The sequence below is a fragment of the Streptomyces sp. NPDC103540 genome, assembly GCF_055584445.1.
Genome location: NZ_JBVJMA010000003.1, coordinates 78,604 through 101,779 on the forward strand (window position 1 = coordinate 78,604; position 23,176 = coordinate 101,779).

General features: G+C 73.2%; 20 protein-coding genes and 1 tRNA gene. 6 read left to right on the forward strand and 15 right to left on the reverse strand.

From position 1 onward, the window contains the following. Positions 1–23 precede the first annotated feature (23 nt). Both ACZ6ZI_RS08325 and dacB read right to left on the reverse strand, forming a co-directional pair. Positions 24–1,175 (reverse strand): zinc-dependent metalloprotease, encoded by a 1,152-nt coding sequence (locus ACZ6ZI_RS08325; RefSeq protein WP_469517873.1) that lies wholly within the window; start codon positions 1,173–1,175, stop codon positions 24–26. Between the two features lie 39 nt (positions 1,176–1,214). Continuing rightward, positions 1,215–2,636 carry a D-alanyl-D-alanine carboxypeptidase/D-alanyl-D-alanine endopeptidase gene (dacB, locus tag ACZ6ZI_RS08330; RefSeq protein WP_469517875.1) on the reverse strand — a complete coding sequence of 474 codons (1,422 nt, stop codon included), beginning with the start codon at positions 2,634–2,636 and terminating at the stop codon, positions 1,215–1,217. Positions 2,637–2,798: 162 nt separating this feature from the next. Between dacB and ACZ6ZI_RS08335 the strand changes: the two genes are divergently transcribed. Then, positions 2,799–3,293 (forward strand): inorganic diphosphatase, encoded by a 495-nt coding sequence (locus ACZ6ZI_RS08335; protein ID WP_030031597.1) that lies wholly within the window; start codon positions 2,799–2,801, stop codon positions 3,291–3,293. A gap of 282 nt (positions 3,294–3,575) precedes the next feature. Beyond that, positions 3,576–5,219 carry a threonine/serine exporter family protein gene (locus ACZ6ZI_RS08340; RefSeq protein ID WP_469517877.1) on the forward strand — a complete coding sequence of 548 codons (1,644 nt, stop codon included), beginning with the start codon at positions 3,576–3,578 and terminating at the stop codon, positions 5,217–5,219. Positions 5,220–5,371: 152 nt separating this feature from the next. Here ACZ6ZI_RS08340 and ACZ6ZI_RS08345 read toward each other — a convergent pair whose 3' ends face one another. From ACZ6ZI_RS08345 to ACZ6ZI_RS08365, 5 genes are all read right to left on the reverse strand, one after another. Beyond that, positions 5,372–6,079 (reverse strand): DedA family protein, encoded by a 708-nt coding sequence (locus ACZ6ZI_RS08345; protein ID WP_363057344.1) that lies wholly within the window; start codon positions 6,077–6,079, stop codon positions 5,372–5,374. Between the two features lie 212 nt (positions 6,080–6,291). After that, entirely contained in the window at positions 6,292–7,050 is a 759-nt protein-coding gene (locus ACZ6ZI_RS08350) for a MerR family transcriptional regulator (RefSeq protein WP_469517880.1), read from the reverse strand. A gap of 129 nt (positions 7,051–7,179) precedes the next feature. Beyond that, complete coding sequence (locus ACZ6ZI_RS08355; RefSeq protein ID WP_469517882.1) at positions 7,180–7,689, reverse strand: DinB family protein; 510 nt, start codon at positions 7,687–7,689, stop codon at positions 7,180–7,182. Positions 7,690–7,795: 106 nt separating this feature from the next. Then, complete coding sequence (locus ACZ6ZI_RS08360; RefSeq protein ID WP_363057338.1) at positions 7,796–9,253, reverse strand: aldehyde dehydrogenase family protein; 1,458 nt, start codon at positions 9,251–9,253, stop codon at positions 7,796–7,798. Between the two features lie 92 nt (positions 9,254–9,345). After that, positions 9,346–10,224, reverse strand: coding sequence for a helix-turn-helix domain-containing protein (locus tag ACZ6ZI_RS08365; RefSeq protein ID WP_469517885.1), 879 nt, complete (start codon positions 10,222–10,224; stop codon positions 9,346–9,348). 359 nt (positions 10,225–10,583) lie between these two features. Here ACZ6ZI_RS08365 and ACZ6ZI_RS08370 point away from each other — a divergent pair, with 359 nt between their 5' ends. Further along, positions 10,584–11,081 (forward strand): ATP-binding protein, encoded by a 498-nt coding sequence (locus ACZ6ZI_RS08370; protein WP_469517887.1) that lies wholly within the window; start codon positions 10,584–10,586, stop codon positions 11,079–11,081. A 176-nt stretch (positions 11,082–11,257) separates the two neighbouring features. Here ACZ6ZI_RS08370 and ACZ6ZI_RS08375 read toward each other — a convergent pair whose 3' ends face one another. Further along, entirely contained in the window at positions 11,258–11,503 is a 246-nt protein-coding gene (locus ACZ6ZI_RS08375) for a DUF397 domain-containing protein (protein ID WP_363057334.1), read from the reverse strand. 117 nt (positions 11,504–11,620) lie between these two features. Continuing rightward, positions 11,621–13,711, reverse strand: a complete 2,091-nt coding sequence (locus ACZ6ZI_RS08380; protein ID WP_469517889.1) for an FUSC family protein — start codon at positions 13,709–13,711, stop codon at positions 11,621–11,623. Between the two features lie 118 nt (positions 13,712–13,829). On the opposite strand from ACZ6ZI_RS08380, the gene tatA reads away from it, so the two are divergent. After that, positions 13,830–13,994 carry a Sec-independent protein translocase subunit TatA gene (gene tatA, locus ACZ6ZI_RS08385; RefSeq protein WP_469517891.1) on the forward strand — a complete coding sequence of 55 codons (165 nt, stop codon included), beginning with the start codon at positions 13,830–13,832 and terminating at the stop codon, positions 13,992–13,994. A 24-nt stretch (positions 13,995–14,018) separates the two neighbouring features. Here the strand turns inward: tatA and ACZ6ZI_RS08390 are convergent, their stop codons facing one another. Further along, complete coding sequence (locus ACZ6ZI_RS08390) at positions 14,019–15,194, reverse strand: DUF2786 domain-containing protein (protein ID WP_469517893.1); 1,176 nt, start codon at positions 15,192–15,194, stop codon at positions 14,019–14,021. A 463-nt stretch (positions 15,195–15,657) separates the two neighbouring features. On the opposite strand from ACZ6ZI_RS08390, the gene ACZ6ZI_RS08395 reads away from it, so the two are divergent. Beyond that, complete coding sequence (locus ACZ6ZI_RS08395; RefSeq protein ID WP_469517895.1) at positions 15,658–17,406, forward strand: bifunctional 3'-5' exonuclease/DNA polymerase; 1,749 nt, start codon at positions 15,658–15,660, stop codon at positions 17,404–17,406. Between the two features lie 42 nt (positions 17,407–17,448). On the opposite strand, the gene ACZ6ZI_RS08400 is transcribed toward ACZ6ZI_RS08395, so the two are convergent. The 4 genes from ACZ6ZI_RS08400 to ACZ6ZI_RS08415 all read right to left on the reverse strand — a co-directional run bounded on the left by ACZ6ZI_RS08400 (position 17,449) and on the right by ACZ6ZI_RS08415 (position 21,187). Beyond that, entirely contained in the window at positions 17,449–18,711 is a 1,263-nt protein-coding gene (locus ACZ6ZI_RS08400; protein WP_469517897.1) for a hypothetical protein, read from the reverse strand. Between the two features lie 105 nt (positions 18,712–18,816). Next, positions 18,817–19,335, reverse strand: coding sequence for a SigE family RNA polymerase sigma factor (locus ACZ6ZI_RS08405; protein WP_363057322.1), 519 nt, complete (start codon positions 19,333–19,335; stop codon positions 18,817–18,819). Between the two features lie 56 nt (positions 19,336–19,391). Continuing rightward, positions 19,392–19,853: a GNAT family N-acetyltransferase gene (locus tag ACZ6ZI_RS08410; RefSeq protein WP_469517900.1), complete on the reverse strand. Its 462-nt coding sequence runs from the start codon at positions 19,851–19,853 to the stop codon at positions 19,392–19,394. A gap of 59 nt (positions 19,854–19,912) precedes the next feature. After that, complete coding sequence (locus tag ACZ6ZI_RS08415; RefSeq protein WP_469517902.1) at positions 19,913–21,187, reverse strand: serine hydrolase domain-containing protein; 1,275 nt, start codon at positions 21,185–21,187, stop codon at positions 19,913–19,915. Between the two features lie 332 nt (positions 21,188–21,519). Here ACZ6ZI_RS08415 and ACZ6ZI_RS08420 point away from each other — a divergent pair, with 332 nt between their 5' ends. Then, positions 21,520–23,085, forward strand: a complete 1,566-nt coding sequence (locus tag ACZ6ZI_RS08420) for an MFS transporter (RefSeq protein WP_469517904.1) — start codon at positions 21,520–21,522, stop codon at positions 23,083–23,085. A gap of 15 nt (positions 23,086–23,100) precedes the next feature. Here the strand turns inward: ACZ6ZI_RS08420 and ACZ6ZI_RS08425 are convergent. After that, positions 23,101–23,174 (reverse strand) — tRNA-Thr (locus ACZ6ZI_RS08425). Positions 23,175–23,176: the final 2 nt, after the last annotated feature.

Genomic DNA, 23,176 nt, shown 5'->3' on the forward strand with positions numbered 1-23,176 from the left:
GCGACATGTTTACGCCCCCTGCGTCACCTTTCTTCGCTCCCCGCGCTCCCCCTCCCGTGCACCCGCGCCACCCAGTCCGCGGGCCGGGCGATCTCGGTCTTGGTCGGCAGCGTGTTCGGGGAGGTCCACACCCGGTTGAAGCCGTCCATGCCGACCTGGCCGACGACGGCGCGCACGAAGCGTTCGCCGTCGCGGTACTGGCGCAGCTTCGCGTCGAGGCCCAGCAGCTTGCGCAGGGCGGCGTCGAGGCGACCGGCGCCGGTGGCGCGGCGCTGCTGGAACTTCTCGCGGATCTCGGCGACGGAGGGCACCACGTCGGGGCCGACGCCGTCCATGACGAAGTCGGCGTGGCCCTCCAGCAGGGACATGACGGCGGTGAGCCGGGCCAGCACCTCGCGCTGTTCGGGCGTCTGGACGAGTTCGACGAGGGAGCGGCCCTCGTCGCCGCGTTCGGCCTCGGGGCGGGCCCCGGTGAAGGACTGGACGGCCTCGCGCAGTCGTTCCAGGACGGCGCCGGGTTCCATCTCGGTGGCGCCGAGGAAGGTCTGGATCTCGGCTTCCAGGTGGGCGCGCAGCCAGGGGACGGCGGTGAACTGGGTGCGGTGGGTCTCCTCGTGGAGGCAGACCCAGAGGCGGAAGTCGTGCGGGTCGACCTCCAGCTCCCGTTCGACGTGGACGATGTTGGGCGCGACGAGCAGCAGTCGGCCCCCCGTGCCGGCGGGGCCGGGGACCGGCAGGTCGGGGGCGGCGGGCGCGAAGGTCTCGTACTGGCCGAGGACGCGGGAGGCCAGGAAGCTGAGCAGCATGCCCAGCTCGACGCCGGTGACCTTGCCGCCGACGGCTCCGAGGACGGCTCCGCCGGGGGCGCCGGCGCGGCGGTCCTGCATCTTGCCGAGGAGCGGGCCGAGGAGTTCGCGGAAGCCCGCGACGTTGGCCCTGACCCAGCCGGCCCGGTCGACGACGAGGACGGGCGTGTCGGGGAGGGTGGTGCCCTCCGGGATCATCCGGGTGAACGCGCGCACGTGCTCTTCCGAGGTCTTCGCGTGCCGCCGCAGCTCCGCCACCACGGCCCGCGCCTCGTCCCGGCTGACCTCCGGACCCGGCCGTACCAGCCGGGTCGCGGTCGCCACCGCGAGGTTCCAGTCGACCATCTCGACACCACCGATGCTCGTCATGCGTCAACCGTACGTGGACATCCGCCGCGGCGGATCCCCCTACGAGGTGGTGGTCACGGCGGCGGCGAGCCGGTCGAGCCCCCCCTCGGCGGCCCCGGCGTCGGGGGCGCCCGCGGTGAGGAAGGCGAAGGCGAGCAGTCGCCCGGAGGGGTCGACGACGGTTCCGGAGAGGGAGTTGACCCCGCTGAGGGTGCCGGTCTTGGCCCGGAGCAGGCCCGCGGCCGGGGAGGTGCCGGCGTTGCGGGTGCGGAGGGTGCCGGTGAAGCCGGCGACGGGCAGGCCGGTGAGGACGGGCCGCAGCTCGGGCCGGCCGGGGTCGGCGGCCTTGGCCAGGAGGCCGGTGAGCAGGCGGGTGGTGACCTTGTCGGCGCGGTTGAGGCCGCTGCCGTCGGCGAAGCGGGAGCCGTTGACGTCGACGCCGAGGGAGGCCAGCTTCTCGGCGACGGCCTTCTCGGCGCCCTCGAAGCTCGCGGGCGCTCCGGCGGCGACGGCGACCTGGCGGGCGAGGGCCTCGGCGATGTCGTTGTCGCTGTGGGTGAGCATCCGTTCGACGAGTCCGGCGACGGGGGTGGACTGGGTGGCCGCCAGCGGCTGCGCGCCTTCGGGGGCCTTGGCGCGGGCGGGTTCGCCGGTGACCTTGACGCCGCGGTCGCGCAGCAGGGCGGCGAAGGCGCGGGCGGTGTCCTTGGAGGGGTCGTCGGAGCGGGTGACGGGGCCGGAGACGGAGTCGTCGGGGCGACCCTCGTCGGCGGTGAGGGCGGTGACGGGGGCGATGTTGTCGTTGCGGCCGATGGGGTGGCGGACGGCTCCGGTGTAGAGGGAGTCGTCGTAGCCGAGGGTGACGGTGTCGGTGCCGCCGGCCTTGAGGGCCTGGGCGGTGTCGGCGGCGAGGGCGACGAGGCTGCCGCCGGATCCGGCGGGGCTCTTCTTCTTCGCGGTCAGGGAGGGGTCCCCGCCGCCGACCAGGACGATCTGGCCGGGTCCGGCTCCGGGGGTCACGGTGGTGCGGATGCGGTGCTCGGGGCCGAGGGCGGCCAGGGCGGCGCTCGCCGTGACGATCTTGATGGTGGAGGCGGGGGTCATGGCCTCACCCGCCGCCGATTCGTAGAGGACCCGGCCGGTCGCGGTGTCGACCACGGAGGCCGCCCGTACGGTGCCCAGCGCGGGGTCGGCGAGCAGGGGCCCGAGGACTGCGGCGAGGCCGCCGGAGGGGGCTCCCTGGTCCTGCGCGGCCCGGGCGGCGAGACCGGGCAGGACCCCGGGGGCGCTGGGCGCGGCCTGCGGGAGGCCGCCGGCGGCGTGATCTGCGCCACCCGTACGGCCCCAGGAGGCAGCCCTGTCCCGCTCGGCCTTACGCTGGCCGGAGTCCCATGGTCCCGCTGCGACCACCACCGCAGCCGAGAGGGCGAGGCCGGCGACGGCCGACCCCGCGATGAGCTGCCACGTCTTGACCAATGGCACCTCGGACCAGCCCCTTTCGCGATCACACATATGCGTGAGGGACACTTAACCACTGCGTCTTGCCGCGAGCATGGCACCCCACCCGGCAGGGCTGGGCCGGACGCGCACGGAGCAATCAAGCTCCGGCCGACAGGGCCGGAGCTGATCATGGAGGAGCAGGACGTGGAGTTCGACGTCACCATCGAGATCCCCAAGGGTTCGCGGAACAAGTACGAGGTGGACCACGAGACCGGCCGGATCCGTCTGGACCGTCGCCTCTTCACCTCGACCAGCTACCCGGCCGACTACGGCTTCGTCGAGAACACCCTCGGCGAGGACGGCGACCCGCTGGACGCGCTGGTCATCCTGGACGAGCCCACCTTCCCGGGCTGCCTGATCAAGTGCCGCGCGATCGGCATGTTCCGCATGACGGACGAGGCGGGCGGCGACGACAAGCTGCTGTGCGTGCCGGCCTCGGACCCGCGCGTGGAGCACCTGCGCGACATCCACCACGTGTCGGAGTTCGACCGCCTGGAGATCCAGCACTTCTTCGAGGTCTACAAGGACCTGGAGCCGGGCAAGTCCGTCGAGGGCGCCAACTGGGTCGGCCGCGCCGAGGCCGAGGCCGAGATCGAGGCCTCGTACAAGCGCCTGGAGGCGCAGGGCGGCCACCACTGAGCTCCGCTCGGTGGACGGTCGGTGAAGTGGTCGGCGCCGATTGCGCCGACCGGCTGACGTGACGATGGGCGGCATCCCCGGGGGATGCCGCCCATCGGCGTGTCCGGATCCGGACGGAGCGGGGCGGGGTACGAGGCGGGGGGTACGCGGCGGGGGTACGCGGCGGGGGCGGGTATGCGGCAGGGCGGGTATGCGGCGAGGTGCGCGGGCCCGCGGGGAAGACGCGGGGGAGGAAACGATTCCGCATACTGATACCGCAGATGATCACGGACTGGAGGGCGTGTGACCGAGGCCGACGGGACAGAGGGCGGCAAGCCCAAGTCCGACGAGGCGCACAGCGCCTTCTCCGCGCCTCCCGGCATGGAGCCGGAGGCCGTGGAGGAGGACCAGCCCACCTCCGAGTTCGCCGTCCCCGAGGGCATGGCCCCACTGCCCGCCGACGAGCCCGAGGGTTCCGCTTTCGCCGCCCCCGCCACGTACAGCGCCCAGCACTCCCCGCCCGCCTACGTGCCGCCCGCCGGCGGCTTCCCGATCGCGCGGATGGCGGAGTCCCCCTGGCAGGACCGGATGCGCACGATGCTGCGCATGCCCGTGGACGTCCGCCCGCTCGCCGAGCCCGTGCAGCGGCCGAGCGAGTCCGGCCCGGCCGTGGGACGCGTCCTGGACCTCACCCTGCGCATCGGCGAGCTGCTGCTCGCGGGCGGCGAGGGGGCCGAGGACGTGGAGGCGGCGATGTTCGCGGTGGCCCGCTCCTACGGGCTGGACCGCTGCGAGCCCACCGTCACCTTCACCATGCTGTCGATCACCCACCAGCCCTCCCTGGTGGACGATCCCGTCTCCGCGAACCGCACCGTGCGCCGCCGGGGCACCGACTACACCCGGCTGGCGGCCGTCTTCCGCCTGGTCGACGACATCAGCGCCCACGAGGTCGAGATCACCCTGGAGGAGGCCTACCGGCGCCTCGCGGAGATCCGCCGCAACCGCCACCCGTACCCGACGTGGGTGCTCACCGCCGCCGCCGGGCTGCTGGCGGGCGCCGCGGCCATCCTGGTCGGCGGCGGGGTCACCGTCTTCTTCTGCGCCGCCCTCGGCGCCGTCCTCGGCGACCGGTTGGCCTGGTACTGCGCCGGGCGCGGGCTGCCGGAGTTCTACCAGTTCGTCGTCGCCGCGATGCCGCCGGCCGCGATCGGCGTGGCCCTGAAGATCGCCGAGATCGACGTCCGCGCCTCCGCCGTGATCACCGGCGGACTCTTCGCGCTGCTGCCCGGGCGGGCCCTGGTGGCGGCCGTGCAGGACGGCCTGACCGGCTACTACATCACCGCTTCCGCCCGCCTGCTGGAGGTGATGTACCTGTTCATCGGCATCATCATCGGCGTCCTCGTGGTGATCTACGTCGGCCTCCAGTTCGGCGCCCAGCCGAACCCGGACGAGGTGCTCCAGATCCCGAGCCGGCCCGTCCTTCAGATCCTGGCCTCGATGGTCCTGGTGTTCACCTTCGCCATCCTGCTCCAGCAGGAGCGCTCCACGGTGTGGATCGTGACGCTCAACGGCGGGGTCGCCTGGGTCACCTTCGGCGCGCTGCGGGCCGCCGAACTGCCGCCGGTGCCCTCCACGGCCATCGCCGCCGGGCTCGTCGGCCTCTTCGGGCAGCTCTTCTCGCGCTACCGCTTCGCCTCCGCCCTGCCGTACGTGACGGCGGCCATCGGTCCGCTGCTGCCCGGCTCGGCGACGTACTACGGCCTGCTGTCGATCGCCGAGAACCGTCTCGACGCGGGCCTGGCCTCCCTCACCAACGCCGCCGCGATCGCCCTCGCCATCGCGATCGGGGTCAACCTCGGCTCCGAGACCTCCCGCCTGTTCATGCGGATCCCCGGCGCGCAGAGCGCGGCCAAACGCCGCGCGGCCAAGCGCACCCGCGGCTTCTGACCCCCGAGGGGGCCCGGAGGGCCCGCCGGGCGCTCCCTAGGGCCCGCGGGGCCTCCGGGAGCCCGCGGGGCACCGGGCGCGCCCCCGGACGCGCGTACGCCCCGCGGACCGTGTCTGCGGGGCGTACGCGGGTGCCGTGGCGGCGGGGAGGGTCAGCGCTTGGCGTGCCGGCCGCGCTGGCCGTTCTGCGGGCCCTCCGGGGCGCCGTAGGGGCCCGGGGCCGCCGGGGACTCGGCGGACTCCTTGCCCTTGTTCCTGCGCGCCTTGACCACCTCGATGATCACCGGGATGACGGAGACCAGCACGATGCCGATGAAGATCGTCTCGACGTTGTCCTTGATGATGTCGAACTGGCCGAGCTGGTAGCCGAGGAAGGTGACGCCCGCGCCCCAGGCGATGCCGCCGACGATGTTGTACGTCAGGAACGTGCGGTACTTCATCGCGCCGGCGCCCGCGACCATCGGCGCGAAGGTGCGGATGATCGGGACGAAGCGGGCGAGCACGATGGCCTTGGGGCCGTGCTTCTCCATGAAGTCGTGCGCCGCGTCGAGGTTCTCCCGCTTGAACACCTTGCTGTTCGGGCGGTTGAAGAGCTTGGGACCGAAGTGCTTGCCGATCAGGTAACCCACCTGGTCACCGATGATGGCGGCGGCCACGATCAGCGTGCACACGAGCCACAGCGGCTGGCTGATGTCGCCACTGGCGACGAACAGGCCGGCGGTGAACAGCAGGGAGTCACCGGGCAGGAACGCGAAGAGCCCCGATTCCGCGAAGACGATGACCAGGATGCCGATCAGGCCGAAATGCCCGATCAGGTACTCAGGGGACAGCCACTCAGGGCCGAGCGCAAGCGTGTACACGGGTTCGGGGGTCTCCTGGATCGGGGGGGTGTCGGCGGTGGGGGGCGACACGGCAGGGTGTTCTCAATTATCAACGCACACGACCCCCGCCGGGTTCCAGGGCCCGGAGGGGGTCGTGTGAGGAAACTCGCGGCGTCGCGAAGCACCGCGAACCACCCCGAAACAGCGTCGGGAGGGCCCCGCGGACCCGCCCGCGCGGGGCCGCGCGGCCGCTACGCCCTGCGCACCGCGTTGGCCGTGATCGCGTCCCGCAGGTGCTCGGCGAGACCGGGGCGGGTGCCGTCGTAGAAGGCCTTGAACCGCTCGTCCGCGACGTACATGTCGCCGAGGCAGACGTGCATCTCGTACGAGCACGGGTAGAACCAGCCGTCGATGTGCAGCCGGTGCTCCTCCGCCAGGTCCATGGCGGCCTCCCCGTCGGCCGGCTCCCCGGCGTCCATCAGCGCCGCGTAGCGGGCCGTCCACTCGGCGGACCGGTCCTGCATGCGCCGCCAGTCGTCCTTCGTGTAGCCGGCGGCCCGGCGCTGCGACTCCGCGTAGCTGTCGGTGTGGCCCCAGCGCCGCTCCGCCTCCTGCGCGTACTGCCCGGGGTCGTCGTCGCCGAAGACCTCGAACCGCTCCTCGGGCGTGAGGTTGATGCCCATCTTCTTCGCCTCCATGGCGTGCTCAACGGCCTTGGCCATCTGCTGGAGCCGGGCGATCCGGTCGGTCAGGAGGGCGTGCTGCCGGCGCAGCTGCTCCCCCGGGTCCGCCTCCGGATCGTCCAACAGGGCCGAGACCTCGTCGAGCGGAAAGCCGAGCTCCCGGTAGAACAGGATCCGCTGCAACCGGTCGAGGTCGGCGTCGTCGTACCGCCGGTGTCCCGCGTGGCTGCGCCCGCTCGGGGAGAGCAGGCCGATCTCGTCGTAGTGGTGCAGGGTGCGCACCGTCACTCCGGCGAACCGGGCGACCTGTCCCACGGAATACCCCATGTGCTTCCGCTCCTCCGGTCGGGTACGCCCTTCACTGTGGATCCTCACGCCGCGTGAGGTGCAAGTCCGGGCGCGGCCGGGTCCGGCCGCGGCCACGCCCGGACCCGCCGCGCCCGGCCGCGGCGGCCCTCAGCCCATCGCCTTCGTGCCGTCGATCGACTCGCGCAGGATGTCGGCGTGTCCGGCGTGCCGGGCGAACTCCCGCACCAGGTGCAGCAGCATCCAGCGCACGGACACGTCGGCCTTGGGGAACCAGGGCGCGGGCGGCAGCGGGAAGGTGTCGTCGAGGCTGGGCACGCCGTCGACGAAGGCGACGGTCTGCGCCCGTACGTCGTCCCAGAACGCGAGGGCGGACTCCAGGGTCTCGTCCTCGCCCAGGTGGAAGCCGTCGTGCCACTGCTCGGGGGCACGGCTGCGCTCGTTCTCGCGCTGCTGGGCCATGCGGAGCCAGTTCAGCTCGACCTCGGCGGCGTGCTTGACGAGTCCGGACAGCGACAGCTCGCTGACGGTGGGGCGGCTCGCGGCCTGTTCGGCGGTGATGCCCTGGGCGCGCGTGCGGATCGCGTTGCGCTGGTCCTCGACGAAGAGGAGGAGCGTGCCGCGCTCGTCGCCGGGGATCTCTTCGGTGGGGTGAGCCATGGTCGACCGCCTTGTCCGTGGGGCTGTGTCCCGTTTCCTGCTGACACGACCCACGGTACGGACGAATGAGGTCAGGTTCTGTCCTCGATGGCGCGGGGAGGCTCGATCAGAACGGGAAGTGCGTCCGCCCGTGCTGCACCGAGATCCACTTCTGCGTGGTGAAGGCCTCCACGGTGGCCTCGCCGCCCAGGCGACCCAGTCCGGAGGCCTTCTCGCCGCCGAACGCGGCCAGCGGCTCGTCCCCGATGGTGGAGTCGTTCACGTGGATCATGCCGGTCTCGATGCGCCGCGCGAAGCGCACCCCGCGCTCCACGTCCCGGGTGTGGACGGCGCCGCTGAGCCCGTAGGGGGTGGCGTTGGTCAGGCGTACGGCCTCGTCCTCGCCGTCGAAGACCACCAGCAGGGCGACGGGGCCGAAGATCTCCTGGCCCAGCAGCGGCGAGTCCTCCGGGAGCCCGGCCAGGACGGTGGGCTCGACCAGGTTGCCGCGCGTAGAGCCGCGTACGAGGGCGGTCGCGCCGGAGGCGACGGCCTGGTCGACGAGGGCGGTCAGGGCGTCGGCCTGGAAGGAATTGATCAGCGGGCCGATGTGGGTGTCGGCCTCGCGCGGGTCGCCGGTCTTCAGGGAGGCGACCCGGGCGGTGAACCTCGCGGTGAACTCCTCGGCCACGGAGGCGTCGACGAGGATGCGGTTGGCCGCCATGCAGACCTGGCCCTGGAAGACGAAGCGGCTGAAGACGGCCGCGTCCACCGCGTACTCGATGTCGGCGTCGTCGAGGACGACGAGGGCGCTGTTGCCGCTCAGTTCCAGGACGGTGCGCTTGAAGTGGCGGGCGGCGACGGCGCCCACGTGCCGGCCGGTGCGGTCGGATCCGGCGAAGGAGATGACCTTCGGGACCGGGTGGGTGAGGATCGCGTCGCCTATCTCGGCGATGTCCGTGATCAGCACGTTCAGCAGGCCGGCCGGGAGTCCGGCGTCCTCGAAGAGCTTGGCGATGATGCCGCCGCCCGCGACCGGGGAGTTCTGGTTCGGCTTGATCACGACCGCGTTGCCCAGGGCCAGGGCGGGGGCGACGGACTTCAGGGTGACGAGGAAGGGGAAGTTGAAGGGGCTGATCACGGCCACGACCCCGACCGGGAGGCGCTGGACCCGGTTCTCCTTGCCCTCGACGGGCGAGGGGATGATGCGGCCCTCGGGGCGGACGGCCAGCTGGATCGCCTCGCGCAGGAAGTCCATCGCCAGGTGGACCTCGTACTCGGCCTTGGGACGGGTCCCGCCGAGCTCGTCGATCATCGCCTCGACGATCTCCTTGCGGCGCTCCTCCGTCAGGCGCAGGGCGCGCTCGAGGACCAGGCGTCTCGCGTACGGGCTGGTCGCGGCCCACTCGCGTTGGGCGCGTTCGGCCGCGCGGTAGGCCTCGTCGACCTGCTCGACCGTGGCCACGGTGACGGCCGCGAGCTTCTCCCCGTTGTACGGGTTGACGTCGATGATGTCCCACGAACCGGTGCCGGCCAGCCATTCGCCGTCGATGTACTGGTGAGCCAGGTCGGTGAATATGGACATGCCATCCCTTACTGCGAGCGCGCACCCTTGCGCTGCACCGGAGACCGATCGGTCGTCGTCATGCACTGATCAGACGTCATACTACGTGCGAATCAAGACAGTTGGAGCAGTCCGCGCAGGAGATCGCGCGTCTTGTCGGGGTCCGGACAATCGGCCTGAAGTCGCTCCATCGCCCGCCCGTACTGGGCCACTTCCTCGTCCTTGTCCAGGTAGAGCGCACTGGTGAGCTGTTCCAGATAGACGATGTCCTGGAGGTCGGACTCGGGAAAGCGCAGCAGGGTGAAGGCTCCGCTCTCGCCCGCGTGGCCGCCGAACGAGAAGGGCATCACCTGGAGCTGCACGTTGGGCCGCTGACTGATTTCGATCAGGTGTTCCAACTGGCCTCGCATCACGTCGCGGTCGCCGTACGGGCGGCGCAGTGCGGCCTCGTCGAGGACGGCGTGGAAGACCGGGGCGTTCTCGGAGACGAGGACCTTCTGGCGCTCCAGGCGCAGCGCGACGCGCCGGTCGACCTCGGCGGTGCTCGCCCCGGGCATGCCGCGCTCGACGACGGCGTGGGCGTAGGCCTCGGTCTGGAGCAGGCCGTGGACGAACTGGACCTCGTAGATGCGGATGAGGGACGCGGCGCCCTCCAGCCCGATGTACGTCTGGAACCAGCCCGGCAGCACGTCCCCGTAACTGTGCCACCAGCCCGCCGCGTTGGCCTCGCGGACCAGTCCGAGCAGGGACTCCCGCTCCGCGCCGTCCGTGACCCCGTAGAGCGTGAGGAGGTCCTCGACGTCTCTGGCCTTGAAGCTCACCCTTCCCAACTCCAAGCGGCTGATCTTCGATTCGGACGCGCGGATCGAGTAGCCGGCCGCCTCACGGGTGATGCCGCGGGATTCTCGGAGTCGCCTGAGCTGTGAGCCCAGGAGGATGCGGCGCACCACCGAACCGCTGGCTTCTGCGGTCACCAGTCCTGCCCTCCCCATCGCGATGTGTGCGCGTGGTGTGCGCTTGCCTCGGCGGGGCCCCCGTACCCCGGTCCCGCCGTCTGCCACCAAAACGCATCGGCCCGTACTCGTTCTGTAACGGAATCCGGAGTCCCGGAAAAGAAGTCCGTAAGTATGCGTAGGAAGAAATGAGCAAGAACCGTCACGGGAGTGGACGGGTCGGGCGCGTGCACGTGCATCTGCCCTTGCATCCGGCTGCGCCATTCGGAACGATGGTGCCGCGCACCTGCGTGCACTTCGCGCCGGCGCCGGACCCACCCCGCAGTTCTCTTTGGACCAAGCCGCCGCTTCGTCCGCGAATCCCGGGAGTGCCTCGCATGGGGACGAATGGATCGACCATGCTCGAGCCGTTACGGCAGGGGCTGCCCCCGGTCGACCCCACGGCTGTCTCCGGATCCGCGTCGTGCGCCCTGCCCGCCCGCTTCGAGGCGGTGCGCGGCGCACGGTCGTTCACCAGGTCGACCCTGAACCAGTGGGGCCTGGACGACCGCTTCGACGACGTCTCCCTGGTCGTCTCCGAACTCGTCACCAACGCGCTGCGCCACGCCCTGCCCGACGGCGGGCGGGGCCCGGGCGGCCTCGGCGGCGAGCCGGAGGCGGCCGTACGGCTGCACCTGATGCGGTGGAGCACGCGGCTGGTGTGCGCGGTGCGGGACCCCAGCGAGGAGCGGCCGGGCGGGGCCTTCGAGCCCGAGCGGACCGAGGAGAACTGCGACCTGGAGTCGGGGCGCGGGCTCTTCCTCGTGGACGCCTACAGCGACAACTGGGGCTGGCACCCGCTCGCCGGGCGCCTGACCGGCAAGGTCGTGTGGGCGCTGTTCATGCTCGCGGACTGATCCGGGGGCCACGGGGCCGGCGGGGCCGGGGCCCGCGGGTCCGGGTCCGGGTCCGGCGGGATCCGGACTTCCCGAAACGGCGTGGACAAGACGACTGGCCGGGCTTGATCGTTTCGATCAATCCCGGCCAGTGCACGTGCATGGCCTGATCCAGTGCGTTCTTCCGCGCCGTTCCATCAGCCGATCAGATGATCGAACTCCCCGTCCTTGACGCCGAGCAACAGCGCCTCGATCTCGGCCGGCGTGTACACGAGCGCCGGTCCGTCGGGGAAGCGCGAATTGCGCATCGCGACGTCGCCGCCGGGCAGTCTGGCGAACTCGACACAGGACCCCTGCGAGTTGCTGTGTTTGCTCTTCTGCCAGGTCAGCCCATACAAGGAAGCGAGTTCTGCAGCTGCCATCCCGTTGTACGCGTGGTCCACAGGAAGCCCCCGATAGTGCAGATGTCAACTGCACCGGATCATAGCTGTGTTCATAACTGCATGCATGGGCAGATGCACGTGCACGCGGGGTGTCCGGTTCATCACTGAGCAACATCGTTACGGACGGAGTGCCTCCGACAGCTCGTCCAGTGCCTCCAGCAGTTGTTCGGACGCACCGCGCAGCACACCCGGTTCCGGGGCGTCCCACGAGGCCGCCCGTGCGCGCAGCCCCTCCCACCGCGGGACCCGCCGCTCGCGCACCGCCTTCGCCCCCTCCGCGGTCGCCTCGCGCAGGGCCCGCGCCAGTTCCGCCGCCCCCGGCACCGGCGCCCCGTCCCGGTCCGGGAAGTGCGCCTCCAGCAACATGGCGTTGCGCCCGAACGCCGCCAGGGCCTCCCCCGCGCCGTCCGCGGCCGCCCGGGACAGCCCCCGATGGCGCACCGGCTCCCCCTCCGCCCGGGCGAGCGCCTCCTGCCAGGCGATCCGCGCGTCCCGCGTCGCCAGCAGGGCCTCGCGGACGTCGGCCCGCCGGGCCCCGGCCGGGTCGGCGTACTGCCCGAGCACGGCGGCGGCGTACCGCCCGACGGCGGCCGTCCAGTCGGCCAGGCGGGTGCGCAGCCGCGGGGTCTCCCAGGCCGGGTAGACGGCGTAGGCCACCATCGCGAGCACCCCGCCGACGAGGGTCAGCGCGATCCGGTCGGGCACCGTCTGGTCCCAGCGGACGCCGCCCATGCCGAGCAGGAAGACCACGTACGCCGAGACGAAGGTCTGCGCGACGGCGTACCCGGTGCGCATCAGGACGTACATCAGGCCCGCGCTGACCACGGCCAGCAGCCCGGACAGGTACGTGTCGGGCTGCGCCACCCGCACGATCGCGGTGGCCGCGCCGACCCCCACCAGGGTGCCGCCGAAGCGGGCCACGGCCCGGGACCAGGTCTGGGTGAAGTCGGGGCGCATCACCATCACCGAGGCCATCGGCGCCCAGTAGGCGTGCCCGAACGGCAGCGCCCGCCCGATCAGGAACCCGGCGCAGACCGCCGCCGTGACCCGCAGCGCGTGCCGCAGGATCGGCGAACCGGGCCGCAGTTCGGCCCGTACGGCCCGCGCCGCCGGCGCGAGGAGGGCGCGCAACGTGGGCCGCAGCATCGCCTCGGCCGGGTCGGCGGTGCGCCCGAAGCCGGGCTCGGCCGTCTCCCGTACGTCGTCCAGCAGCGCGGCGAGGCGCCGGGCGGCCCGCAGCGCCGGACCCCGCAGCACCTCGGACGCCTCGGGGGCCTCGGGCGACACGGGGGCCTCGGGCGACTCGGCGGCCTTCAGCACGGCCAGGGCCGGCCCGACCCGCCGTGCGGGTTCCCCGTGCTCCCCGTGCCGGACGGTGTGCGCGGCGGCGTCCAGCACGGTCGCGGCGGCGGCCAGCAGCTCCCGTACGCGGTCCCGGGCCGGGCCCTCGGCCGGGGCGCCGACGGCGGGGTCGGCGAGGGAGGCCAGGACGGGTCGGATCCGCTCGGCGAGCCCGCGCGCCCCGTGCAGCTCGGCGGGGCGCCGCCGGGCCTGGCGGGCGGTCACGGCGGCCGCGTCCCGGGCCCTCATCAGGGGCTGCGGGTCGAAGGGCGCGACCGGGTCGTGGCGCAGCCGGCGGGCGTAGTCGGCCTCGGCGGCGAGGGCGTCCGCGAGCGCGTCGCGCTGCGCGCCCCAGCGGCGGACCGGGAACAGCACGATCAGCAGGGCCTGCACGATCCCGCCGGCGGCGATCATCGCGGCGTGGCCGGCGGCCTGCGCGACGGAGGTCGGCAGGGTCACCGTGACGAGCATGATCGCGACGTTGCCGGAGGCGATGATGCCCGCCGTCGATCCGACGGCCCACCACAGGCCCGCCACGAAGGTCCAGACGGCGAGCAGCAGCAGGAACGCCACGGTGTTCCGGGAGCCGACGAGGTAGCCGACGAAGGTGGAGACGGCCAGGGTCAGCCCGGAGGCGAGGGCGAGCACGGGCCGCGGGCGCCAGCTCGGCTGGAAGGTGGCGATGGCCGCCATGAAGGCGCCGAAGGCGGAACTGGTCGCCGCCCCCGGCCCCAGGAAGGCCAGGCCGAGGCCGATGACGAGCGCGAGCCCCGCGGTGGCGCGCAGCGCGACGAGGGGCTCCAGCGCGGTCCGTTCGATGGTCATGCCCGAGCGGGCGGTCTCCTTCAGCGCCCGAAGCCAACTCATGCCCAGACCATACGTTCCCTCCCCGCTCACCCCTTTCTTCAGGACTTCTTCAGATTTGTCACGTCATGCCCGAAGAAGGTTCCATGGGCGCGACCATCGTCCGAAAGGTGGAACGCCCATGCTCCGCAACGCCGTAGAGCCCTGGCACCTGATCGTCGTCCTGGTGGTGTGCCTGCTGGTCTTCGGGTCGAAGAAGCTCCCCGACACGGCCCGCTCGCTGGGCCGCTCGATGCGCATCCTGAAGTCGGAGGCCAGGGCCATGCGTACGGAGGACGGCCCGTAGAGCGCACCCCCGGGCCCTGTCGGGCTACGGCAGGGACGGCCGCCCGCGGCCCACGTGGGCGGCGTCGGCGGCGGCCGTGCCGTCCTCCCAGCCCGCGTGGTCGGTGGCCCCGCGCAGGCGGGTGGTGGTCGTCCGGGGGAACATCTCGTCGGCCCGCGCCCCGACGGCCACGTCCCGGGCCACCAGGGCGGGCAGGCGGTCGGGGGCCTCGGCGGCGGTGTGCTCGGCCGTCTCCGCGAGCCGCCGGCCGAGCCGGCCGGCGTAGGCCAGCAGGAAGGACTGCCGGAAGGTCTTGGTCCGCTTGCGTCCGCCGGCGCGCTGCGCGGCCTCGGCCCGGGTCATCGCCGCCGTGCCCTGGACGAGCAGCGAGGTGTACAGCAGCTCCACCGCCTCCAGATCGCTCTCGAAGCCGACCACGGTGGAGAACTCGAAGGCTCCGTTCCACACCGCCCGACAGCGGTTCGCGCCCGCCACCGCGTCCAGCAGGACCGCCTTCGCCTCCTCGTACGGCGGCTCCACCCCGATCCGGCAGGCCCCGGGCACCTGCGCGGGAGCGCCTCCGCGCACCGCGAGCAGCGCCTCGTCCACCGTGTGCCGGACCATCAGCTCCTGCGCCTTCGCGCTGAGCGCCTCCGCCTCCTCGGGGTAGTCCGTCGCCTCCGCCTTCGCCAGCAGGGCCCGGATGCGGCCGAGCATGCGCGGCTCGATGTGCGCGTGCTCCAGGGCGTCCCCGGCCGGGTCGCCCGGCACCGGCCCGACCGGCTCGATGGAGGGCAGCCGGATCAGCAGCCGGAACACCTCCAGCAGGGCGGTGGACAGCGTGAACCGGTCCGCCCTGACGCGCCGGGCGAGCCCGTCGGCGTACGCCTCGTCCCCCGACCACCAGACCTCGGCGTCGCTCCACCGCTCGGGCAGCCGCGCGTAACGCCGCGCCTCGGCCGCGATCAGGTCCTCGGTGATGCCGACGTGGATCCCGTCCAGGTCCCGGCGCACCAGCCGCAGCACGTCCGCCGGCCGCCACCCCCGCTCCCAGGCCTGCCGTACGTACGCCTCGCCGCGCCGGAGCAACTCGCACCCGACCCCGCCCCAGCGCCCGGCGTCGGCGGCCAATACGGAGGCCCCGGTGTCCAGCCCGGCGTCATCGCGCGCGTAGAGGGCGGCCCCGAAGGCCCGGTCGACGATCCCGACGTACTCACTCACCCCCTCAGCTTGGCACGCCCCCCGAAACCCCCCGCGCCCCGGCCCCTCACCGCCCGACGCGCCGATCCGGCCCGGCAGACCTACGGGTCCGGGAGCCCCGCCGACGCCCGGTCCGCCCCCCTCAGCCCCGCCGGCGCCCGACGCACGGGGCCCGGCGCACGGGGTCCGACGCACGGGGCTCGGGGCCCGGCGCACGGGGGCCGACGTACGGGGCCCGACGCACGGGGGCCGGGGGCGGAGCCCCCGAAACGGGGCCCGGGGCGCAGCTCCCGCGCCCGGGGTCCGGGGCGCAGCCCCGGGGAACGGAGGAAGGGCGGGGCGGGGAGCACGGCCCGCGCAGCGGCCCCGCCCGTCCCACCCCGAGCCACCGCCCCGCAGGGCCCCGTACCCACCCATCCGTCCCACCCGCCGCCCGCCCGCCCGACCAGGGGGAACTGTCAGACCCCGGTGAGACACTCGCCCCGTGAGCGACCACCCCACCCCCTGGGCCCTCGCCGAGGACGCCGACGGCTGGTGGCACGCCGCGCCCGCGCCCCTCCCCACACCGGGCCGCCCCGACCGCCCCGAACGCCCCGCGACGGCCGCCACCCGCCACCGCACCCCCGCGGAAGCGATCCGCTCCGCCCCCTCCGCCACCCGCTGGATCTGGCGCTCCACCGCCGCCGTCTACCCCGGCCTCCTCGCCGCCGGCCTCCGCGTGGACCGCTGCTACGACGTGGAGGTGGCCGAGCTGCTGCTCCTCGGCCACGAGGGCCGCTACGGCGAACCCCGCTCGGCCGCGGCCGCCTGGGCCCGGCTCACGAACACCCCCGTCCCCCCGGACCCCCCGCAGCGCGCGGCGGAGCCCGGCACGCAGGACTCCCTGTTCGACCCCGGCACCGGCGTCCCCGTCCCCCTCGACGCGCTCCTCGCGATCCACGCCGACCAGGCCCGCCGGCACGCCGCCACCGCCCACCCCGACCGGCTGCGCCTGCTCACCGCCGCCGAGTCGGCCGCGTTCCTGATCGCCGCCGAGATGCACCGCGCGGGCCTGCCCTGGCGGGCCGACGTACACCGCTCCCTGCTCACGGAACTGCTCGGCGAGCGCTACGCGGGCGGCGGCGAGCCCCGCCGGCTGGCCGAGCTGGCGGACGAGATCTCCGCCGCGTTCGGCCGCCGGGTCCGCCCCGAGCTGCCCGCGGACGTCATCAAGGCCTTCGCCGGCGCCGGCATCAGGCTGCGCTCCACCCGCCGCTGGGAGATCCAGGAGGTCGACCACCCGGCCGTGGAGCCCCTGATCGCCTACAAGAAGCTGTACCGGATCTACACCGCGCACGGCTGGGGCTGGCTCGCCGACTGGGTGCACGGCGGCCGGTTCCGCCCCGAGTTCGTCCCCGGCGGCACCCTCACCGGCCGCTGGGTGACCAACGGCGGGGGCGCGCTACAGATTCCGAAGGTGATCCGGCGGGCCGTCGTCGCCGATCCCGGCTGGCGCCTGGTCGTGGCCGACGCCGACCAGATGGAGCCCCGGGTGCTGGCCGCGATCTCCCGGGACCCGGCGTTCATGGAGGTGGCCGGTCGCCCGGAGGACCTCTACACGGCCATCTCCCGCCAGACCTTCGCCGGCGACCGGGAGAAGGCCAAGCTGGCCGTGCTCGGCGCCGTCTACGGGCAGACCTCCGGCGACGGCCTGAAGAACCTGGCCGCGCTCCGCCGCCGCTTCCCCCTGGCCGTGGCCTACGTGGACGACGCCGCCCGCGCCGGCGAGGAGGGCCGCCTCGTGCGGACCTGGCTGGGCCGCACCTCCCCGCCGCCCGCCCGCGCCGCCGGCGCCGAGGACGACGGCGAGGCCGGGATCCCGCAGGAGGGCCCCGCCGGCCGGGAGGAGCAGGGCTCCCGGGAGGACGCCTGGACACCGAGCTACGCCTCCTCCGACACCCGCGCCCGCGGCCGGTTCACCCGCAACTTCGTCGTCCAGGGCAGCGCCGCCGACTGGGCCCTGCTGATGCTGGCCGCCCTGCGCCAGTCCCTGGACGCGGCGGGGATGCGGGCGGAGCTGGTGTTCTTCCAGCACGACGAGGTGATCGTGCACTGCCCCGCCGAGGAGGCCGGGGCCGTCGTGGAGGCGATCCGCGAGGCCGGGGAGCGGGCGGGCCGGATCGCCTTCGGCGACACCCCGGTCCGCTTCCCGTTCACCACGGCGGTCGTGGAGTGCTACGCCGACGCGAAGTAGCCCGACGGCGTCCGCCCCCGGACCCTCGCCGCCGACGCCCCCTCAGCGCCCCACCACCTCGGGCCACTTCCGGCTGAGCGCGACCTCCTTCAGCCGCTCCATCGTGAGCGCCGGCACGGCCCGCGAGGGGGCGCCGGTCTGCCGGTGCGCGTTGTAGACGCTGACGGTGACGCGTACGCCGTTGGACCGGAGGGTGTCGACGGTCCACGCGACCGTTCCCGACGGGGCGCCCCGCGCGGGGCCCTGCGAGGTCTTCATCAGGACGCCGAGGGGCTGGGCGGTCGTGCCGGAGGAGAAGTCGGCGCCGGTGCCGGCGTCCCTGCCGTCCGCCGGGCGCTTGATGCTCAGTTCGACGAGCGAGCCGCCCTTGCCGTCGTCGAGGACGACGTAGCCGTAGCCGCCGTCACCGCCCCGGTCGACGACCGGGATCCCGTAGCCGCGCAGCAGGAGTTCGAGCGTGTTCTTCGCGTCGGGTTCGCCCTGCCCGGCGGGCGGCCGGCTCTCCGAGGGGGCGGGCGGCAGGTCCTGGAGCGCGGGCCGCCACTTCTCGGAGAGGACGAGCGCCTTCATCCGGTCCATGGTCAGGGGCGGTTCCGGCCTGGTGACCGGGGACGCCTTGCTCTGCGCCGCGTTGCTCTCGTCGGCGTCGACGACGAAGCCCTGGGGGGTGACGAGGGTGGCCCGCCAGTTCTTCACGGACTTGCGGTGGTCGTCGTAGTCGTACGCCTGGATCAGCAGCAGTCGGGAGCCGTCGGGCTGCGGCTGCTCGACGCAGGAGTCGAAGCCGACGTCCTCGCGCCGGGGACAGGTGGTCAGGTCGCGGGCGATGTCCCCGGCGGGGTCGATCCGGCCGAGGCTGACCCCGATGGAGCCCCTCCCCCTGCCGTCGTCGAGGATCCCGGCGGCGACGGGGCCGGGATCCTCGGTCCCGCGGCCCCAGGTGTCGGTGAGCCGCGGGCCCGGCGTGAGGGAGCGCAGTACGTCGATCAACTGCGCGGCGGTGACGGCGCCGCTCCCGGCCCGTTCGCCGGGCGGCGGTCCGGAGCCTGCCGGGCCGCGGCCCGGCAGGGTGGGGGCCGAGGCGACGTCGGCCCCGTCGGAGCCGCCGATCAGGCCGCCGCTCCAGGCCCCGAGGGACCCGACGAGGGCCAGGGCCAGGACCGATCCGCCGGCGACGGCGGCCCTGCGCCGGGCCACCAGTCGGCGTCCGCGTCGCTCCCCGGCCTCGACCAGGGCGTGCGGATCGGGGGTGAATCCGGCGCCCACGCCGCGGAGGGCTTCGCCGAGCTCATCGTCAAAGGACATGGGGAACGAAACCTTCCGCGTGGGGCCGGGGGACGGAACATGCAGGACGGGGGACGGAGAGGGGCTGAACGGCACGGAGCGCGGCCGGCTTCGGCCCTCGCCCGCTCAGTGGCCCACGAACTCGGTCAGGCTCCCGCCGAGTTGCTCGCGCAGCCGGTTCAGCGCCCGCGACGAGCGGGTCCGTACGGCCGCCGAACTGACCTTCATCGCCTCGGCGGTCTCCTCGACGCTGCGGTCCTCCCAGTACCGCAGCACCAACACGGCCCGGTCCTTGGGCGCCAACCGGCCCAGCGCCTCCAGCAGCGTCAGCCGCAGCGCCGGATCGGCGCCGGAACCCGCCGGGCGCCCGTCCGGTTCGGGGAAGTCCCCGACCGGGCGCTCCCCGGACGAGCGGCGGCGCCGGTGGGTCAGGAAGACCCGTACCAACACCGTCTGCGCGTACGCCGCCGGGTGCTCCACGCGCGACATCCGCCCCCAGAGCAGGTACATCCGTCCCAGGGTCTCCTGCACCAGGTCCTCGGCGAGATGCGTGTCCCCGCTCGCCAGCAGACAGGCCGACCGGTACAGATGTCCCGATCGGCCCGCCGCGAACTCACGGAAACCGTCTCTGCGGCCCTGTCGCATGCACTCCCCCTCGCGTCCGTGTCACCCCCTTGACGCGATGGCCGTGCGGAAATGTTTCAGCCGAGATCGTGGAAGTACACGTGGAACTCCTCGCGGACGAAGCCCTCCGACTCGTACAGGCCCTGCGCCACGTGGTTGTCGTACGCCGTCTCCAGCTGCACGCCCGCCACCCCGGCCTCCTTCGCCCGGTCCAGCACCTCGCGGAGCAGCGCCCTCCCGGCGCCGGTGCGTCGGCCGGACGGGGCGACGTACAGGTCGTTGAGGAGCCACGCCGTGCGCAGGGTCAGGGAGGAGAACATCCGGTAGACCTGCGCGAAGCCGACCGTTCCCACGCCGGGGACCTCGGCGAGCAGCACCAGCGACTCGTCCTTCGCGATCCGCTCCGCGAGGAACGCGCGGGGGCGCCCCTCGTCCTCGACGTCCACCTCGTAGAAGTCGAGGTAGCCGCGGAAGAGTTCCGCGGCCACGTCGAGATCCGCTTCCGCGGCGACCCTGATGACCACACCGTTCGTCTGCATGGCAGCCATTGTGCGCGCGGGGCCCGCGAGCGGGTCCGGCGGGCGGGTCGGTGCGCGGGTCAGTGGGCGGGGGTGGCCCCCTGGGACGGCAGTCGGTACACGTGCTCCGGGGTGACGATCTTCGTGATGGCCTCGCCGAAGAGCGTGCTGGGTTCGGCCCCCTCGTAGGCGGTGTCGGTGTTGAGCAGCACCACGAGCGTGGCCTGCTCGGCGGGCAGGTAGATCGTCAGGGACTGGTAGCCGGGCAGCGAGCCGTTGTGGCCGATCCAGCCGTCCACGTTGAAGATGCCCAGGCCGTAGCCGGTGTCGGGGAGGTTGCCCGCCGGGCTGACCTTCAGCCGCTGGGCCTGGGTCGCGGGCGTGAGCAGGGTGCCGGTGGCCAGGGTCTTCGCCCAGCTCCGCAGGTCCGGCAGGTCGGAGATCATCGCGCCGGCCGCCCACCCCCAGGAGGGGTTCCAGTCGGTGGCGTCCGCGGTCTTCCCGTCCGCGGTCTGGTTCGTGTAGCCGTGGGCGTGCGGGGTCGGGAACTCGGCGCCGACCGGGAACAGCGTGTGCCGCAGCCCGGCGGGCTTCGAGACCCGCTCGTTGACGTACGCGGCGAGGGGCTGCCCGCTGATCTTCTCGACCACCAGCCCCAGCAGGATCAGGTTGGTGTTGCAGTACTGGAACTTCGCGTTCGGCGCGAAGTTCACCGGGTGCTTGAAGGAGTACGCCAGCAGCTCCCGCGGGGTGAACTCCCGCTGCGGATCGCTGGTCAGCGCCTTGAAGAAGTCCTCGTCCTCGGAGTAGTTGAACAGGCCGCTGCGCATGCCGGCCAGCTCGCGCAGGGTGATCCGGTCGCCGTTCGGGACCCCGGAGACGTACTTCCCGATGGGGTCGTCCAGGCCGACCTTGCCCTGGTCCACCAGCTGGAGCAGGGCGGTCACCGTGAAGGTCTTGGTCTCGCTGCCGATCCGCATGTTCAGGTTCGGGGTCATCGCCGCGCCCGTGGCCTTGTCCGCCACCCCGAACGCCCGGACGTACTCCCCCTTGCCCGGGGCCGACAGCGACACGATCACCCCGGGGATCGCGGCCCGCGCCTGCACCTCGCGCACGGCCTCGTCCAGCTTCGCCGCCACGGCCGGCGTGAGCCGCGGGAACTCCTGCGACGGCGCCGCCACCGCCGCGGGCGGCGCGGCGGCGTCCCCCGCCCGCCCCGCCTGCCCCGCCTGCCCCGCGTGCGCCGCCGCGGCCCCGCCGGGGACCAGCAACCCCAGCGCGGCCGCCACACCGATCCACCGCGCCCTGCCGCGCGCCCCGCCACGCGCCCCGCCACCGAATTTCGAAGTGCTCATGCCCGGCCTCCAACCCGTCCCGCGCCCGGCCCGCCCCACCCCTCCAACGTATCCCCGCCCCCTCCGACCGGCGACTCCGATCGGAATTCCCGCGTCGAATTCGAAGAAGGAAATTCCGACCCGCTCACCGAGAAGCCGAGAGTTGACAGAACACCTGGTCACATGCCCCACGAGAGCCCTGTCCGAGCATTGACGAAAACCACCGAGCCATGCCCTCGCCTTTCCCCGGAGAACCACCAACCACCCACCCGACAAAGCGTGTTGACACACACCTGCCGAATTCCCTACGGTCTCCGCTCGGCAGGCTTTCCCGATCACTCCCGAAGGCGTTCATGACCACCCCCACCCTTTCGAAATTCAGGCAGCGGTCGATCCTTTCGGTCCTCATGGTGTGCTCCCTGTTGATCTGGCTGGACAACACCGTCCTCAGCACCACCCTGGAGACCCTCGCCGACCCGGCCCGAGGGCTGAACGCCGATCCGGCCGAGCTGCAATGGGCGACCGGCTCCTACACGCTCGCCTTCGCCACCCTGATGTTCACCGCGGGCGCCCTGGGCGACCGCTTCGGCCACCGGACCGTGCTCACGGCGGGCCTGGTGGTGTTCACGCTCTCCTCGGTGTGGGCGGCGTACGCCGGCGACGCCGGCCGGTTGATCGCCGCCCGGGCCGCGATGGGCGTCGGCAGCGCGCTGATCATGCCGGCGAGCCTGGCCCTGCTCATGTGGACCTTCACCGGCCCGGCGCGCTCGACCGCGATCGCCGTCTCCTCGACGTCCGCCGGGGTCGGCATGGCCGTGGGCCCGGTGCTGGCCGGGGTGCTCCTCGACCACTTCTGGTGGGGCTCGGTCTTCCTGGTCAACGTCCCGGTCGCGGTGGTGGCGTTGATCGGCATCGCCCTGCTGGTCCCGAACTTCCGCAGCCCCGTGGTGCGCCCGCTGGACCCGGCCGGGATGCTGCTGTCGATCAGCGGCCTCGCGACGCTCGCCTACGGCCTGATCCGGGCGGGACAGGCGACGGCCTGGAGCCGCCCGGACGTGTGGGGGCCGATCGTCGCCGGACTGGTCCTGCTGGCCGCGTTCGTCCTCGTCGAACTGCGCGTCGAGGCGCCCGGCTTCGATCCCCGACTCCTCGCACGGCGCGCGTTCGGCGGCGGCAACGCCGCCCTCGGCCTGCTGCTCTTCGCCGTCTCCGCCATCACCTTCGCCAACGCCTTCTACCTCCAGGGCGCGCGCGGCCACTCACCGATGGAGGCGGGCCTGGCCGGCCTGCCGACCGCGCTCGGCGCGATCCTGGGAGCGCCCGTCGGCGCCCGCCTGGTCCGCCGCCTGTCCCTGCGGGTCGTCACCGTCCCGGCCCTCGCCGTGGCGGCCCTGACCATGGGCGCCTACGGACTCCTCGGCCTGGAGACCCCCCTCACGGCGATCGGCCTCCTGCTCCTCCTCCAGGGCCTTTCCATCGGCATGGTGCTCGGCCCGGTCACCGCGGCCCTGATCGCCACGCTGCCGCTGGAGCGGGCCGGCGCGGGGTCGGCCGTCACCAACACCGTCCGGCAGACCGGCGGCGTGATCGGGATCGCCGTCGGCGGCACGATCATGTCGCTGGCGTACCGGCGCGCGATCGAACCCGCCCTGGACGGGGCGCCCGAGGCGGTCCGGGAACGGGCCCGGGTCTCCGCCGAAGCGGCCCGCCACGTCGCCGCGACGACCCACCGCCCCGCCCTCGCCCGGGCCGCCGACGAGGCGTTCGTCCACGCCCTGCACGTCGGCGCGCTCTGGATCATGCTGATCACGTTCCTCGGGGCGGCCGTACTCCACATCGCCCTACGCCCGCCCCGCCCGCCCGCACCCCCCGCCCCCGAGGCGACCAACGCAAAGAGGCCCAGGTCAGAAATGATCTGACCTGGGCCTTCCTTGAGCCGCCTTCGGGATTCGAACCCGAGACCTACGCATTACGAGTGCGTTGCTCTGGCCAACTGAGCTAAGGCGGCAC